General features: G+C 54.1%; 13 protein-coding genes. 5 read left to right on the plus strand and 8 right to left on the minus strand.

Annotated features, from left to right (window positions below):
* Window positions 1-6: 6 nt before the first annotated feature.
* Together parC and serB are read left to right on the plus strand one after the other, a co-directional pair.
* Window positions 7-2259 carry a DNA topoisomerase IV subunit A gene (gene parC / locus ACW44H_RS06745; RefSeq protein WP_457507954.1) on the plus strand — a complete coding sequence of 751 codons (2253 nt, stop codon included), beginning with the start codon at window positions 7-9 and terminating at the stop codon, window positions 2257-2259.
* A gap of 20 nt (window positions 2260-2279) precedes the next feature.
* Window positions 2280-3209, plus strand: coding sequence for a phosphoserine phosphatase SerB (gene serB / locus ACW44H_RS06750; protein ID WP_457507956.1), 930 nt, complete (start codon window positions 2280-2282; stop codon window positions 3207-3209).
* A 130-nt stretch (window positions 3210-3339) separates the two neighbouring features.
* On the opposite strand, the gene ACW44H_RS06755 is transcribed toward serB, so the two are convergent.
* Genes ACW44H_RS06755 through ACW44H_RS06780 form a run of 6 tightly spaced genes read right to left on the minus strand, consistent with a single transcriptional unit; the run spans window position 3340 to window position 9213 of the window.
* Entirely contained in the window at window positions 3340-3726 is a 387-nt protein-coding gene (locus ACW44H_RS06755; RefSeq protein WP_457507957.1) for a Na+/H+ antiporter subunit G, read from the minus strand.
* A gap of 43 nt (window positions 3727-3769) precedes the next feature.
* Window positions 3770-4039: a K+/H+ antiporter subunit F gene (locus tag ACW44H_RS06760; RefSeq protein ID WP_113268253.1), complete on the minus strand. Its 270-nt coding sequence runs from the start codon at window positions 4037-4039 to the stop codon at window positions 3770-3772.
* The gene (locus ACW44H_RS06765) at window positions 4033-4530 is read right to left on the minus strand and encodes a Na+/H+ antiporter subunit E (RefSeq protein ID WP_457507960.1); all 498 of its coding nucleotides are present in this window, start codon (window positions 4528-4530) and stop codon (window positions 4033-4035) included. The genes ACW44H_RS06760 and ACW44H_RS06765 overlap by 7 nt, the downstream gene beginning before the upstream one ends.
* The gene (locus ACW44H_RS06770; protein ID WP_457507961.1) at window positions 4527-6044 is read right to left on the minus strand and encodes a monovalent cation/H+ antiporter subunit D; all 1518 of its coding nucleotides are present in this window, start codon (window positions 6042-6044) and stop codon (window positions 4527-4529) included. The genes ACW44H_RS06765 and ACW44H_RS06770 overlap by 4 nt, the downstream gene beginning before the upstream one ends.
* Entirely contained in the window at window positions 6041-6373 is a 333-nt protein-coding gene (locus ACW44H_RS06775) for a Na+/H+ antiporter subunit C (RefSeq protein WP_113268250.1), read from the minus strand. The genes ACW44H_RS06770 and ACW44H_RS06775 overlap by 4 nt, the downstream gene beginning before the upstream one ends.
* Window positions 6373-9213: a monovalent cation/H+ antiporter subunit A gene (locus tag ACW44H_RS06780; RefSeq protein ID WP_457507963.1), complete on the minus strand. Its 2841-nt coding sequence runs from the start codon at window positions 9211-9213 to the stop codon at window positions 6373-6375. Before ACW44H_RS06780 ends, ACW44H_RS06775 begins: the two co-directional genes overlap by 1 nt.
* Before the next feature lie 174 nt (window positions 9214-9387).
* Between ACW44H_RS06780 and ACW44H_RS06785 the strand changes: the two genes are divergently transcribed.
* Genes ACW44H_RS06785 through ACW44H_RS06795 form a run of 3 tightly spaced genes read left to right on the plus strand, consistent with a single transcriptional unit; the run spans window position 9388 to window position 13151 of the window.
* Window positions 9388-10275 (plus strand): ion transporter, encoded by an 888-nt coding sequence (locus ACW44H_RS06785; protein WP_457507965.1) that lies wholly within the window; start codon window positions 9388-9390, stop codon window positions 10273-10275.
* Between the two features lie 16 nt (window positions 10276-10291).
* Window positions 10292-11998 carry a 2-isopropylmalate synthase gene (gene leuA / locus ACW44H_RS06790; protein WP_457507967.1) on the plus strand — a complete coding sequence of 569 codons (1707 nt, stop codon included), beginning with the start codon at window positions 10292-10294 and terminating at the stop codon, window positions 11996-11998.
* A 34-nt stretch (window positions 11999-12032) separates the two neighbouring features.
* Window positions 12033-13151 carry a hypothetical protein gene (locus ACW44H_RS06795; RefSeq protein ID WP_457507969.1) on the plus strand — a complete coding sequence of 373 codons (1119 nt, stop codon included), beginning with the start codon at window positions 12033-12035 and terminating at the stop codon, window positions 13149-13151.
* Between the two features lie 84 nt (window positions 13152-13235).
* Here the strand turns inward: ACW44H_RS06795 and ACW44H_RS06800 are convergent, their stop codons facing one another.
* Window positions 13236-15308, minus strand: coding sequence for a pyrroloquinoline quinone-dependent dehydrogenase (locus ACW44H_RS06800; RefSeq protein WP_457507971.1), 2073 nt, complete (start codon window positions 15306-15308; stop codon window positions 13236-13238).
* A 10-nt stretch (window positions 15309-15318) separates the two neighbouring features.
* Window positions 15319-15651 (minus strand): hypothetical protein, encoded by a 333-nt coding sequence (locus ACW44H_RS06805; protein WP_241524528.1) that lies wholly within the window; start codon window positions 15649-15651, stop codon window positions 15319-15321.
* Between the last annotated feature and the right edge of the window lie 107 nt (window positions 15652-15758).

Below are 15758 nucleotides of genomic sequence, written 5' to 3' on the forward strand. Positions count from 1 at the left end.
CCCCCGATGACCATGGATATTCAAGTAGCCGAGGGCGACGTCGAACGTCTCTCCCTGCGCGACTACACCGAAAAAGCGTACCTCGACTACTCGATGTACGTCATTCTCGACCGTGCGCTGCCCAATATCGGCGATGGCATGAAGCCCGTTCAGCGCCGCATTATTTACGCCATGCGCGAGCTGGCGCTGCATGCCAACGCCAAGTACAAAAAGTCGGCGCGTACCGTCGGTGACGTACTGGGTAAGTTCCATCCTCATGGCGACAGCGCCTGTTATGAAGCCATGGTGCTGATGGCACAGCCGTTTAGCTATCGTTATCCGCTGGTAGACGGTCAGGGCAACTGGGGAAGTCCCGACGATCCTAAATCCTTCGCTGCCATGCGCTACACCGAGGCCAAGCTTTCCAAGTTTGCCGAAGTGCTGCTTGGCGAGCTGGGCCAAGGCACCGTCGATTGGGCGCCTAACTTTGACGGCACCATGCAGGAGCCGCTGGTACTGCCCGCCAAGTTGCCCCATGTGCTGCTCAACGGCGGTACCGGGATCGCGGTGGGCATGGCGACCGATATTCCGCCGCATAATGTGACGGAAGTGGTCGAAGCCACCTGCCATCTGCTGCGTAACCCGAAGGCCACCACCGCGGATTTGATGGAATTCGTACCTGCGCCGGATTTCCCCACCGATGCGGAAATTATTACTCCGCCGGCGGACTTGCGAAAGCTCTACGAATCTGGCCGAGGTTCGGTCAGACTACGCGCCCGCTACATCCGCGAAGAAGCCAATATCGTGATTACCTCGGTGCCTTACCAAGTTAGCGGTGCCAAGGTGCTGGAGCAGATTGCCGCCCAAATGCAGGCTAAAAAGCTGCCCATGGTGGCCGACCTGCGCGATGAGTCGACCCACGAGGAGCCAACGCGGCTGGTGATTGAACCGCGTTCTAGCCGTATCGACGTTGAGTCATTGATGGCGCACCTGTTCGCCACCACCGACTTGGAAAAGAACGTGCGGGTGAACATGAACGTGATCGGCCTGGACGGCCGCCCACGGGTGATGCCGCTGCCCGAAATGCTGGGCGAGTGGTTGCAGTTCCGGCGCAGCACGGTACGCCGCCGTCTAGAGCATCGCTTAGGTAAAGTCGAAGATCGCCTGCATATTCTGGAAGGCCTGTTGATCGCCTACCTCGATCTTGACGAAGTGATCCGCATTATCCGTGAAGAGGATGACCCTAAAGCCTCGCTGATTGCGACGTTTAGCCTCTCTGAGCGTCAAGCTGAGGCCATTCTAGAACTACGCCTACGTCATCTTGCCAAGCTCGAAGAGATGAAAATTCGTGGCGAGCAGGACGAGCTGGAAAAAGAGCGCAAGTATCTACAAGGTTTGCTGGGTAGCGAAGCCAAGCTCACCACGCTGATCGAAAAAGAGATTCGTGCCGCGGGCAAAGAGCACGGCGACGAACGCCGTTCCCCGCTGGTCGAGCGCGAAGAGTCCAAGGCGCTTTCTGAAGTCGAGCTGCTCGGAGCCGACCCGATTACCGTGGTGCTCTCTGATAAAGGCTGGATTCGCGCGGCCAAGGGGCACGATATCGACCCCGAGGGGCTCTCCTATAAAGCGGGCGATAGCTTCCAACTAGCAGCGAAGGGTAAAACCAATCAGCCGCTGGTGCTGCTCGATGACACCGGGCGCGCCTATACGCTCTCGGCGCACAACTTACCCAGTGCGCGGGGCCAGGGTGAGCCGGTGACCGGGCGTGCTAACGTTGCCGCCGGAGCGAAAATGGCAGGGCTGATGTTGGCGCCGCCCGAGCACCGCTTCGTGCTCGCCACTGACGGCGGCTATGGCTTTGTCGCGCGGCTTGACACATTGACCGGTAAAAACAAAGCCGGTAAAGCAGTGCTTAGCCTGCCCAAGGGCTGCAACGTCATGGCGCCGGTTGAAGTGCCAGCAGGCGACGAGTTATGGGTTGCATCAGTCTCTAACGAAGGTCGACTGCTGCTGTTCCCGTTAGACCAACTCCCCGAAATGGCCAAAGGTAAAGGCAATAAAATGCTTGATATACCCGGCCCACGAGCAGCGCGCCGGGAAGAGTTTGTCAGCGATATAACGATACTCAATGCGAACGATGCGCTAATAATTCATGCCGGTAAGCGCAAGCTAACGTTAAAAGCCGATGATCTCGCTTATTATCGCGGTGAGCGCGGTCGTCGTGGCAGCAAGTTGCCACGCGGTTTCCAAAAAGTGGACCGATTAGAGGCAGGGGAGTAACTAATGGCAGGAGCTAATTGATGGCACGCGGTGATTTAATCCTAACCGTATTAGCGCCGCGGTTAACAGCGGATATCCAGTCCCAACTAGACGCTCTGTTGGTGCAATTCAGCCTTCAGGAAAAGAGCACAAAGCGGCTTGCTGAAAGCTCGTTGCCGGATGGCAAACACGTTGACTGTATTGAGCAGCGCTTGGTCGGTGACGATATAGACATCGAAGAAGTACGCCATGCCGCTCTGGTGCTAAGCGAAACCCTGGGTGTGGATATCGTTATCCAGGATGATGTCCGTGATCAGGTTCGTCATCGTTTGATCTGTTTCGATATGGACTCAACGCTCATTAAAGCCGAAGTCATCGATGAATTGGCGCGCCGTCATGGGGTCGGTGACGAAGTCGCTGAAGTCACTGAGCGCGCGATGCGCGGTGAACTGGATTTCAAGGCGAGTTTTCGCGAACGGATGAGTAAGTTGGCCGGTTTGGATGAGTCCGTGCTGGCTGAGATCGCTGACGAGTTGCCGTTGATGGATGGCGTCGAACGCCTGATGGCTAACCTTAAGCGTTTAGGGTATCGCACAGTGATTCTTTCCGGCGGCTTTACCTACTTTGCGTATTACTTACAGGACAAGCTTGGCTTTGATGAGGTCCATGCAAACGAACTGGTGATCGAAAATGGCAAGGTCACCGGCGACGTGCGTGAACCGATTGTGGATGCTGAGCGCAAAGCCGAACTACTTGAGACGATTGCGCTGCGGGAAGGCTTTACGCTGGCGCAAACCATTGCAGTAGGCGATGGGGCGAACGATCTCAAGATGCTTGCCAAGGCGGGCATGGGGATTGCGTTTCGGGCAAAGCCGATGGTGCGTGCGCAAGCGCGCCAGGCAATTTCTACCGCAGGCCTTGACGGTGTGCTCTATCTGCTGGGCCACAGCCAGCAGGACTTAACTCCGTAAACTTGCTGTGGCACTGTCGGGCGAAATGTCATTGCGAGGAGCTTGCGACGCGGCAATCTCAACCTGCGGCGGTGCAGTTCAATCCGAGATTGCCGCGCTTCGCAATGACAAAAGCGAGATTGCTTCGCTTTCAGCCATGGCCTTTATCCGGGTGCAGTACCGGCTTGTCGCCTACTTCTTCAGGTCTCAGTTCAACAGGTTCACCCTGGGTTATATCGATATGCTTTAACCGAAGGTGCAAGCCAGACTTGGCCAGCAGGTGGGCGCTTACCGGCGCGGTAATAAACAGGAATAGCGTAATCAACATTTCCTGAATATCCGGTTTACTGTCCACGCTCCAAAAATAGAGCATTGAGGCGACCAGCATACAGCCGATACCCAACGTGGTCGCCTTGGTAGGACCGTGTAGGCGCATATAGAAATCACGCAGGTGGGCCATCCCCAGCGAGCCGATAAATACAAAAATACCGCCAGCAATCAATAACAGTGAAATAATCGCTTCAACAATTACGGACATAAGTCCTCCTGACGCATGTTCGTCACTCGATAGCGCATGTTTATCATTCGATGATGTCTCCGCGCAGAATATATTTGCATACCGCTACCGTGCTGATGAAACCTAGCATCGCAATGAGTAGTGCCGACTCAAAATAGGTTTTGCTGTTCAGCCACAGCCCTAACAGCACGATCAGAGCAATCGAGTTTACGTACATGGTATCCAGAGCAAGCACGCGGTCGGGCAGGCTGGGGCCGATGGTGAGCCGATAGAGATTCATCATCAAGGCCATCACGACCAGGGCTAAGGTGATAAAGAGTGCAATGCTTAACATTCGTAGATCTCCTTAAGCGGACGTTCGTAGCGCTCGCGAATCTGGTTAATTAGCGCCTCCTCATCGTCCACGTTCAAGGCGTGAATGAGCAGTGACTTACCATCCATGCGCAAATTGGCCGACACGGTTCCCGGCGTGAGACTGATCGTGCTGGCTAACAGCGTAATGGTGAATCGCTCTTCGAGCATTAACGGGTATTCAATAAAATGGGGCTTAAGTTTGCGCCATGGATTGATGATCAGGTATGCCACTTCAAAGTTGGCGGTGATGATGTCGCCAAGTACCCGGAAGATAAATCGCAGCAAGGCAAAAGGCTTGGCGATACGTGGGCGGGCATCCCAAAAGCGGTGGGTCAGAAGGGGGATCAAAATAGCTAATGACCCGCCAAGTACAAACTGACCAAAAGCATAACTACGCACCAATAACAGCCAAACCAATAGCAGTAAGATGGATAAAACAGGCGTTGGTAGCCAGGAGCGCGGAGCGATCATGGGGCATCTCCAGCAGTATTGGGAAGTAGCGTGCGAATCAGCACCTGTGGGTTGGCTAATTGGTCAGCTGTGGCTTGGGTGTAACTGCTCACCGGCCCGGCCAGTGCGACTAACAGCGGTGCTGCACTAAGTAGCCAGATAACCCCAAACCACTGGTAATGGGATAACGGACTACCGCTAATGTTACCGCGTTGGCTGCGCCAAAACAGCGTGGAACCTGCTCTAGACAGGGCAATTAGCGAGGCCAAACTGGTAAGCAGCAGTAGCGGCCAGAGCCATAGCCGCTGCGTGCCTTCGGCGGCATTGAGCATCAATGCCTTGCCGATAGCACCGGAAAGCGGCGGGATACCGGCGACGGCGATCGCTCCGATAAAAAACACCATCGCCAGCGCGGCGCCTTGAACCATTGGACGGCCTTTTACCAAGCGGGTACCCGCTTTACCGCGCTGCAAACCGATCATCTCCGCAAGCAGGAACAGCCCCCCGGTGATTAGCGTCGTGTGGATTAGGTAGTAAAGTAGTGCAGAAACCGCCTGGGGCGAGCGTATACCGATACCTGCCAGTAGCGTGCCCACCGACACCAGCACCAGATAGGCGACCAACAGGCGCAAATCCCGCGCGGCCATTACGCCAACGCTTGCGGCGGCCAGTGTGCCAAGTGACAGCCACCACACCCAGGGTTGCTCGAGTGCTTCAAAACTACTACCAGCGCTATCGCTAAAAATAAGCGTGTAGACACGCAGAATAGCGTAGATGCCTACTTTGGTCATAATGGCAAACAGTGCCGCTACTGGCGCGGGGGCCGAGGCGTAGGCTTTGGGTAACCAAAAATAAAGTGGCAGAATGGCGGCTTTTAGACCGAAAACCACGAGCAGCATCAGTGCGCCTGCGGTGACTAATCCTTCGCGCTCGGCCGGTAGTTCAGCCACTCGGATCGCCATGTCGGCCATGTTGAGCGTGCCCGTAGCACCATAGAGTATCCCCACCGCAATCAGGAACAACGAAGAGCCCGCTAGATTGAGTACCACATAATGGACACTGGCTTGGATGCGCGCTTTGCCGCCTCCGTGTAACAGCAGGGCGTAAGAGGCCAGCAGCAGCACTTCAAAAAAGACGAACAGGTTAAACAAATCGCCGGTTAAAAAGGCGCCGTTAATGCCCAGTAACTGCCACTGAAAAAGACCATGGAAGTTGCTGCCTTTTTCATCATCACCCGCGCAGGCAAACACGACTGCACCAACAGCCAATACCGCGGTAAGCAGTAGCATTAACGCCGAGAGGCGATCAAGCACCAGTACGATGCCAAACGGGGCTTGCCAATCACCCAATGCGTAATAGGAGATTTCACCATTAGTAGCTTGGCGTAACAGGCCTACCGTTACTAAAAGCAGTAGCACCGTCGCGACAACGCTGACTGCACGCTTATAGCGCACTAATCCTTGCCGTTGATAGAGCAGTAAGATGCCCGCAACTAACGGTAGAACAACAGGTAAAACAATTAGGTGCTGCATCATTCTCGGTCTTCCTTTTTACCGTCGACGTGGTCGTTCCCCACTTCACTACGCGCTCGCATCGCCAGAATTACGACAAACGCGGTCATCGCAAAGCCGATCACAATCGCAGTCAGCACCAGCGCTTGAGGGAGCGGGTCGGCATAGTCAGCGCCCTCTGACACAATGGCAGCACCGTCAGTGGTTAAACCGCCCATCGAAAATAAAAACAGGTTCACTGCGTAAGAGAGCAGCGTAAGGCCTACCACCACTGGAAAGGTGCGGCCTCGTAATGTCAGGTAGAGGCCACAGGCGGTTAAAACACCAGTGGTCATCGCATACAGTAGTTCCATTAGCGAGGCTCCTTGGCAGGTGGCGTGGTATCGCTGTGGTCAGCGTCTTTTTCCGTCGCTTCGGTCACCGGGCGGTGTGCCGTGGTAACTTTACCCAGGTTGGCCAGAATCATTAGCGTGGCGCCCACCACTGCTAAGTAAACACCCAGGTCGAAGAGCAGCGCCGTCGCCAGTTCAAATGTTCCGATGAGCGGCAGGCTAAAGTAACCAAAAGCAGAGGTTAAGAACGGATGGCCAAACAGCCAGCTACCCAGCCCCGTTAGTGTGGCAACTGCCACCCCGATGACGGCCACCGGTTGGAAAGGAAAGTCCAGTCGCTCTTGTGCCCACGCCACGCCGCGGGCCATATACAACAGGATCAGGGCTACCGCGGTAATCAGCCCGGCAATAAAGCCCCCGCCCGGCTGATTATGGCCACGCAAGAAGATAAATGCAGAGACTAACAACGCCAGCGGAAGCAGGGTCATTGAAATTGACGTTAGCACCGCTGGGTAGCGGTCAGGTGACCATACCCGTCCCTCACCGTCACTGTGCGGCATAAACAGACGTAAGCGGTTTAGCAACTTAAAGATCGCCAACCCTGCGATAGCCAGCACGGTAATTTCACCCAGGGTGTCGAAACCACGAAAGTCGACCAAAATTACGTTGACGACATTGTAGCCGCCACCGCCAGGTTTGCTGTTTTCCACAAAGAAGCTGGAAATCGCCAGGGTGTCGCGGGTCATCACCGCGTAGTTAAGGCTGGCAATAATTAGGCCCAGCGAACCTGCTAGCAGCATATCGCGGACATTGCGCAAAGGGCTCGATTCACGCGGCGTCTTTTGCGGTAGGAAGAACAGCGCCAGCATCAGTAGGATCATGGTCACCACTTCCACAGAGAGCTGTGTCAGGGCGAGGTCGGGCGCAGAGAAGCGGGCAAAGGTCAGGGCGACGAATAGACCTACTACTGACAGCATCAAAAGAGAAATCAACCGGTAGCGGTGGGTGGCGGCGGTGGCGATACCCCCAAATATCAGCATACCGGCCCCTAAGATAACAATCCCATCCAGCGGCTGGTTTCCCGCTGCACCGGTTAAGTCGGTGATTTGAACCAGGCCAATACCGCCCATTAGTAGCGCAGCCAGCCATAGCCAGCCCACATAGCGTTGAAGTGAATTCCCATCCAGCGCAGCGATAAGCTGCTCGGCGCGATAGCCAACAGAAATAAGAATACGCTCAAACACACGCCGGGCGTCAACGCCCTTAAATTGCTGAGTAAATCGGCGTACATCGCCATGACGCCAATAAATCGCAATGCCGATTACGAAGGCAAGCAGGCTCATCATCAGTGGCAGGTTAACGCCATGCCAGATAGCCAGATAGAAATCGAGCGGGCTACCGATCACTGTTTCGCTCGCGAGTTCTAACAAGCCCGTCGCCAGTAACCCAGGAAATAAGCCTACCACCACGCAGAGCACTACCAGTATTTCAACCGGTAGGCGCATCAGGTGTGGCGGCTCATGGGGTGATTTAGGCGGCTCTTCGCGAGCCGGTTTGAAGAATACGGCGTGTACCAAACGTAGTGAGTAGGCGACCGACAGTATGCCCCCTAGCGCCGCTAAGGCGGGCAGTAGCCAACTTATTCCTCCCAATACCGGCGTTGCCAGCGTTTCGGTGAAGAACATTTCTTTAGACAAGAAACCATTAAAAAATGGGACACCTGCCATAGCGGCCGCTGCTAGCGTAGTTAATAGCGCCGTAACAGGCATGGCCTTTTTAAGGCCACCAAGCTGCTTCAGCTCCCGCGTTCCGGCTTCATGATCGATAATGCCCGCGCTCATAAACAGCGCTGCTTTAAAGGTAGCGTGATTGAGAATATGAAACAGCGCGGCCAAAATAGCCATCGGGCTTCCAATGCCTAGCAGTACCGTGATTAACCCTAAGTGGCTAACGGTGGAGAACGCCAGAATACCCTTAAGGTCAGTCTTCATCAGCGCAAACCAAGCGCCGTATAGCATGGTAACGATGCCTACTAGGGATACGACCACACTCCACAGCTCGCTACCGGCGATAGCCGGGTGCAGCCGCGCCATTAGGAAAATACCTGCTTTCACCATGGTGGCAGAGTGCAAGTAGGCTGAAACAGGGGTGGGCGCCGCCATGGCATGGGGTAGCCAAAAATGGAACGGAAACTGCGCTGATTTAGTAAAGGCCCCCAGTAAAACCAAGCCAAGCATAAGCGGGTAGCGGGAGTCGGCAAGAATGGCCTCGCTGCTGCCCAGTACTTCACTCATATTGAAGCTACCGGCCATGTCACCGAGCAGTAGTAAGCCTGCCAATAATGCAAGACCGCCTGCACCCGTCACCGTTAGCGCCATACGTGCGCCTTTACGAGCGTCCGATTGATGTGACCAATAACCGATCAGCAAGAAGGAGGAAATGCTGGTTAACTCCCAGAAAAGCCAGAGCAGAATCAGGTTGTCTGACATTGAAATGCCCACCATTGACGCCATAAAAAGCATCAGGAAGGCGTAGAATCTGCCAAAGGGTTCGTCATTTGCTAAGTAGTAGTGGGCATAAAGAATAATTAACAGGCCGATGCCCAGTATCAGCAGGTTGAACAGCAGCGATAGCCCATCCAGGCGAAACGCTAAATTCAGTGCCAGCTCGGGTAACCAGGTGACCGAAAAGCGTAATTGCTCGCCATCTTGCAGAGCCGGTACGTTGAGTAGCGTCATTACTAAGGCGATAGCCGGCAGCACAGCCGTCGCAAGTGAACAGAAATTGCGGCCGCGTCGTGCGGTAAGTGCCGGCACCAGTACGCCTAGCAGAGGCAATAAGGCTATCCAAAGCAGTGTCATGGGGATCATCCAGCGGCTAAAGTAAAAAAAGTCAAAAGGGCACCAACAGGTCCCTAAACGGGCATTCTGTTAGCGCAGGATACATCAGGTGAAACAAGAGGATATCACTTGTGTAGTAGACGTGTAATTTTAGTATAAAGTGTGGCGGTCAACTGTTGAGAGATTTTTTGTTCCATGAGTGAACCCTTTAATACTTGGCAAGCCCGCTTTGAAAAGCTGAGATCCAATAAGTTTTTTGAAGCGATGGTAATCGCCATTATCGTTGTATCCGCCCTGGTAATAGGGGCAAAGACGTACGACGAAACCAGCCAAATTGAGCAGTGGCTGCTTTATCTGGATATTGCGGTAACGATATTTTTCCTGATTGAAATTTTAATCAGAATGGCCGCCGAGCGCACCCTTCGTGATTTCTTCAAAAAGGGCTGGAACGTATTTGACTTCTTGATCGTAACCGCCAGCCTAATTCCTATGGATGATTCGGAAATGGTGCTGCTGGCGCGGCTGTTGCGCATTTTCCGTGTGCTGCGCTTAGTGTCGATGATTCCCGAACTACAGATGTTACTGGGAGCGTTGGTGAAGTCAGTGCCTCGTATGGGCTACGTGGTACTGCTGATGTTTATCATATTTTATATCTATGCCGCCCTTGGTAGCTTCTTATTTCATAATGTCGATGATTTTTTGTGGGGCAATATTTCCGTCGCGATGCTGACGCTGTTTCGGATTGCCACTTTCGAAGATTGGACTGACGTCATGTACGCCACCCAAGAGGTCTATGCTTGGAGCTGGGTCTATTACTTAACGTTTATATTTCTTACCGCGTTTATTTTTCTCAATATGATGATTGGTATCGTGTTGGATGTGATGCAGAAAGAGAGTGCCTTACTCGATTTGGATAACGAAGAGGGGGATGCCGCCCAGATGCAGGGACTACGAAGAGATGTCCGTGATTTGCGCGCTCAGCTTGATCGCATGGAAAGCTCACTTGCCCAATCTCATTCGCCCCATGGCTCAGCACACAACGACGCCGGCGGTAAGCATACCGATAAGCCCACCACTGACTGATTTTAGGAGAGCCGCCATGATGTTGACCGATCCTGCCAAAAAGTACCGCCCCTTTGTGGCCGTTGATTTACCCGATCGCCAGTGGCCTAACCAGCGCATTGAAAAGGCCCCTATTTGGTGCAGCGTTGATCTTCGCGATGGCAATCAATCGCTGATCGATCCAATGGATCAGGAACGCAAGCAGCGCTTATTCGATATGCTGCTCAGCATTGGTTTTAAACAAATAGAAGTGGGGTTCCCCTCCGCCTCACAAACCGACTTCGATTTTGTACGCTCGCTGATTGAGCAGAATAAAATTCCTGAGGATGTGACTATTCAAGTGCTGACTCAGGCCCGCCCGCACTTGATTGACCGCACCTTTGAGGCGCTACAGGGCGCCAAGAATGCCATCGTTCACGTCTATAACGCCACTGACCCCATGTTCCGCCGTGTAGTATTTAACGTGGACAAAGCTGAGTGCGTACAAATCGCTGTGGAGGCTACCCAGCAGATTAGCACGCACATGGACGCTGCACCGGAAACCAACTGGACGTTTCAATACTCGCCGGAGCTTTTCACCACGACCGAAATGGATTTTGCCGTTGAAATCGTCGAAGCGGTAATGGATACCTACGGGGCCAGTGCCGATAAGCGTATGATCGTTAACTTGCCTGCCACGGTAGAAGTCGCCACGCCGAATAATTATGCCGATCAAATCGAGTGGTTCTGTCGGCATATTAAAAATCGCAACCACTTGATTGTCAGCGTGCATCCCCATAACGATCGCGGTACAGGTGTGGCGGCAGCAGAGCTGACCCTAATGGCTGGTGCTGACCGCGTCGAGGGCACCCTGTTTGGCAATGGCGAGCGCACCGGTAATGTCGATATCGTCACCCTGGCGATGAACATGTATACCCAGGGCGTTTATCCGCAGCTCGATTTTTCCAATATTACGCCGATCATGCGTGAAGTGGAGTACTGCAATCAGTTGCCTGTACATCCGCGTCACCCCTATGTGGGCGACTTGGTGTTTACCGCTTTCTCCGGCTCTCATCAGGACGCTATCAAAAAAGGCATCGCAGATCGTCGCGCTAATCCTGATGCCGTTTGGGATGTGCCCTATTTGCCAATCGATCCGCTGGATGTAGGCCGTAGCTATGAAGCGGTGATCCGCGTTAATAGCCAATCGGGTAAAGGCGGTGTTTCGTACCTGCTTGAACAGGAGCACGGCATCGAACTGCCGCGTCGGCTTTCCATTGAATTCAGTCAGGTCGTACAGGAAGTAGCTGAACGCACCGGTAAAGAGATCACCTCGCAGATGATTTATCAGGCATTCTCGGATGAGTATCTGGAGAAGCGCATGCCCTTTGGCTTGGTGAGTCATCGCCTTTCCTCGGAGCCTGAGAGCCCCAAGGTGACATTAGAGGCGATAGTCGAAACCGATGGCAGCCGACAAACGCTAAAAGGCGAGGGCAATGGCCCGCTAGCCGCTTTTATTAAATCACTCGCTGCCGCCGGGCACGATGTAGAAATTATCGATTACCACGAGCATTCCCGTGGGCAGGGGGCTGACGCCGAAGCAATCGCTTACGTGGAGGTACGTATTGATGGTAAAGCGGTCTTCGGTGTGGGGACTGATGAAAGCATCACCAGCGCCTCGATGAAGGGGGTGCTCAGCGCTATTAATCGTCATCACTCCATCCAGCCTGTCGCAGCGAACGTAACAGCGGAAACGCTGGGTTAAACAGACCAAGTACGATTTATCGAGGTGTATAGCGATGCGGCCCTGGCTGATTATAGTGGTGAGCGCGGTAGTCATCGCAGGGCTAGCGTCAGCCGTGGCCTCCCACGAGCCGTTTGAAACTAAGTTGGTTCGCCTTGAAGCGCAGCGGGCGCTTCCTGTATTGGCGTCATCACTCAAACAAGAGTCGCCTGAGCTCAACGCGCTCTTTCTCAGCTACGCTGAAAATGAGGCGCTATGGATGAGTGCATCACTGGCTATTTTGCGTTATGGCGATGTGGCCCGTGAGGTGTTGGTTGAGTATGGCTTATCACCTCAGTTTCAGAAGGTGTTAACGCGTTTTGGTGCAGATACCGTGCTACCCATCAGCTATTTTCGTACCCACGATGTAGCCACGCTGCGAGCGCAGCACTGGATTGGCGAGCACTATCAGCAGCTTAGCCGCTGGTGGAGCGATGCGGAGGGAGACGCTGACGGTGAGTTCACCCCGCACCGCCGCGGGCAGATGGGTATTGCCCTGCTTGACGCCAATGGTCACGCACTGCTTAACCAGTTTGTGGTAAATGACCAAAATGAGGTGGCGTGGTTACAAGGCGAGCGCGTGGTAGCGGGTGTCGGTGATTTTTTTACCAGCGGGCTACGCGATTTGGAAAGCCAATGGCGTCAGGGCGAAGAGATTGGCGCGGGGGATATAGGTTGGGCTGGTGTGGATATACTGGTCATGGCCAGCACCGTCAAAGTGCTGCGTGCGGGTAGGGCTGCTCGCGCCGCAAGGTTAAGCAGCATTGAAGCCCAGGGTGCTCGCACGAGTTTACGCCAAGGGGTACTGATAACGGGAGGCCGTTTTGCGGCGTTGCCCCGAATGGCCAAAGTCGCTGCGGTGGCAGGCACTGCCTATGTGGTTATTCGTCATCCCAGCTTGGTAAGCGCGCTTGGCGCTAATCTTTCAAGCTGGCTTGGTTGGCCAGTGTGGCTCAGTCAATTCCTTGTGTGGTTGATTGTGCTATTGCCAGCATTGATTCTGGTGCGGTTTGTCTACCGCTGGTTTTTAGTACCCCTGCTATGGCTGTTAGCACCGTTAATTCGGTTTGGCGTTAAGCGCACTAACGACATGCTTGCGAAACGTGCCAAGAGGCAGGCCAGCGAACTAAGTTAAGCACCTGGGTGATATGCGAGTTAGTCCAAACAATCAGGGCGGCCCTAAGGCCGCCCTGATTGTTGTCTATTGCCTCACCTTACTTTATTCAGGTAGAGCGTAAACCGCGATATGGTCACCCACCTCTTCCTTCAGGATGGTATTGCCGCCGCCAATAAAGGCGACGTACTGGCGACCCTCATACTTATAAACCGCCGGATTCGAGACAGACGGCGCTTCGACCTGATCCGACCAGAGTTCCTCACCGGTTTCAAGCGAGTAGGCACGGACCTTGGCATCCATGGATGCGCCGATAAAGATGATATTGCCCGCCGTTACCGCCGGACCACCAATGGTGGGTGAACCCCAGCTATCGGGCATAAAGAACCCATACTGCTGTGATGCACCCACCGGACGGCGCCATTTTACATCGCCAGTGGTCATATCAAGCGCTACAAGCTCGCCAAAAGGCGGCTCCCAGCAGGGCATGCCGAACCTGTTCAGGGCAACTTCAAGAAGAATACCGTAGGGAGCGCCTTCCTGGGAGGCAAAGCCACTCTCGTTACCCGAAGCTCTACTGGCTGAGTCATAAACCTCACGACTATAGAGTTTCAGGCTTTGGACAATATGCGAGGTATTGACGATGGCGGTTTGGCTTTCAGGATCAAAAGCCACACCACCCCACTGTACGCCGCCGGCAGTGATGGGGTAGCCCATGGTCCCTGCACCTTCGGTGGTGGGTGGGGTGTATAGGCCTCTATAGTCGAGATTTTCCCAAAGAGCGGAACACTCACCGAAACTGACAGCATCGGCTAACGCCCAAACCTCAGGTTTTTCTGACTGATCAAGCAGTGGTGCCGGCTTGGTTGGGAAAGGCTGGGTAGCGGCATAAACCTCACCTTCAATATTACCATCCCCTTGCGGTACCGGACGCTCCTCAATCGGCCACACGTCTTCGCCGGTTTCACGGTTAACGACAAACAAAAAGCCCATCTTAGTCGCCTGGATTAGTGCCGGTATTTCTTCGCCATCAACGGTAATGTCCATTAACGTTGGCGCGGCGTTAATATCGTAATCCCAGATGTCGTGATGAACCCATTGACGTGACCACACCACTTCGCCCGTCTCGATATCCAAGGCGGTAGTCGAGGTGGCTAACGGCACTTCTTCAGTACGGTTGCCGCCCCAGAAGTTCGGTGATGGAGAGGAAACCGGTAGGTAGACCAAGCCGAGTTCCTCGTCGGCGGACATATGTGTCCAGACATTGGCGGTACCGCTTTGCTCGCGCACCTCATCGCTAAGCGCCTGGAAGGTCCATTCACGTTCGCCGGTGCGGGCATTAATCGAGAAAACGGTACCGGGAGGGGTTTGTTCATAGGCCCAATCCATACCTGCCCAACCAAGAATCAAACGGTCACCGACCACCGTAGGGGGCTGCAATAGCGACAACGGCCACTTGTCGTTGGTGTCGTTCCACTGGTTGACGTCGAGCACGCCATTATTGGCAAAATTTTCACACAGTTCGCCGCTATCAGCATCCAGTGCGAAAAGTTGGGCGTCCATGGTGCCCATATAAATAATTTTTTGGCAGGACTCGCCCTCCACTGGCTCATCAGCCTGCCAGTAGGCGACCCCGCGATTCTTCAAAACAGGCTGGGTCAACGCTTCTAGAGCGGATTGTGTATCAAAACTCCACTTCTCTTCACCCGTGGCCGGATTGAGCGCCAGCACTCGATAAAAAGGAGTGCCGATATAGAGTGTGTCATTGGCAAATACCGGTGTGGCAGACCAAACGGTGGCTGGTAGTTCGCCCGAGCCATCGGAGACGTCACCAGTATGAATCTCCCAGACTTTCTCTAGTTCGCCTACATTGTCGGCATTGATCTGATCCAGTTGGCTATATTTCTGAGCATTAAGCTGACCGTGAAAGCTATCCCAGGTGGGCTCTTCAGGCACTAACGGTATGGGCGGAGCAGCGCTAACCTCTTCTTGCTGCTCTTGCTGCTCTTGCTGCTCTTGCTGCTCTTGCTGCTCTTGCTGCTCTTGCTGCTCTTGCTCAGCAGCCGGATTCTCCTGTTCCGCTGGTTGTTCTTGAGCCAGTAATGGTAATGGAGTAAGGCAGATTGCCAGGGCGGTGGCCGTGCCCAAGCGCTGTTTAGGGGTGGTCAATATTGGCATGGACGGCTCCTCAGGAATGGGTAACACGGGCTCGGTGAGACGGACGAGCCATATCGATAATCAGGCCGATCAGACCGACCACCATGGCAGCGCAGAGCCACCACTGGTGCAGCAACATGGCAGCGAAAAAAGTGCCCGCGAGCCCTACTAGAATGAGCACACGCAGTGCAATGGACGTGCCGCGCCCCGTTACTACGGCAAGAAGGAGCGCCAGAATAGCAAGCGCGATACAGGCCAACACGGCCACCAGCGCGCCGAGCGTCCCCGTAACGCCGGTAAGAGGGGTTAAATACGCATAGAGAGCGATGGCTAATCCCACCAGTGATGCTATTAAAAGCAACATAGCCCCTAATCTTGACGAAAGAGATGCAAACATAACGTGACGGCCTCCAGGTGAATGAAATATCTGACATTGAGGCTGATGCAACGTCAGAATAGTTAACTCTATAA

Source organism: Vreelandella sulfidaeris Esulfide1, assembly GCF_054072535.1.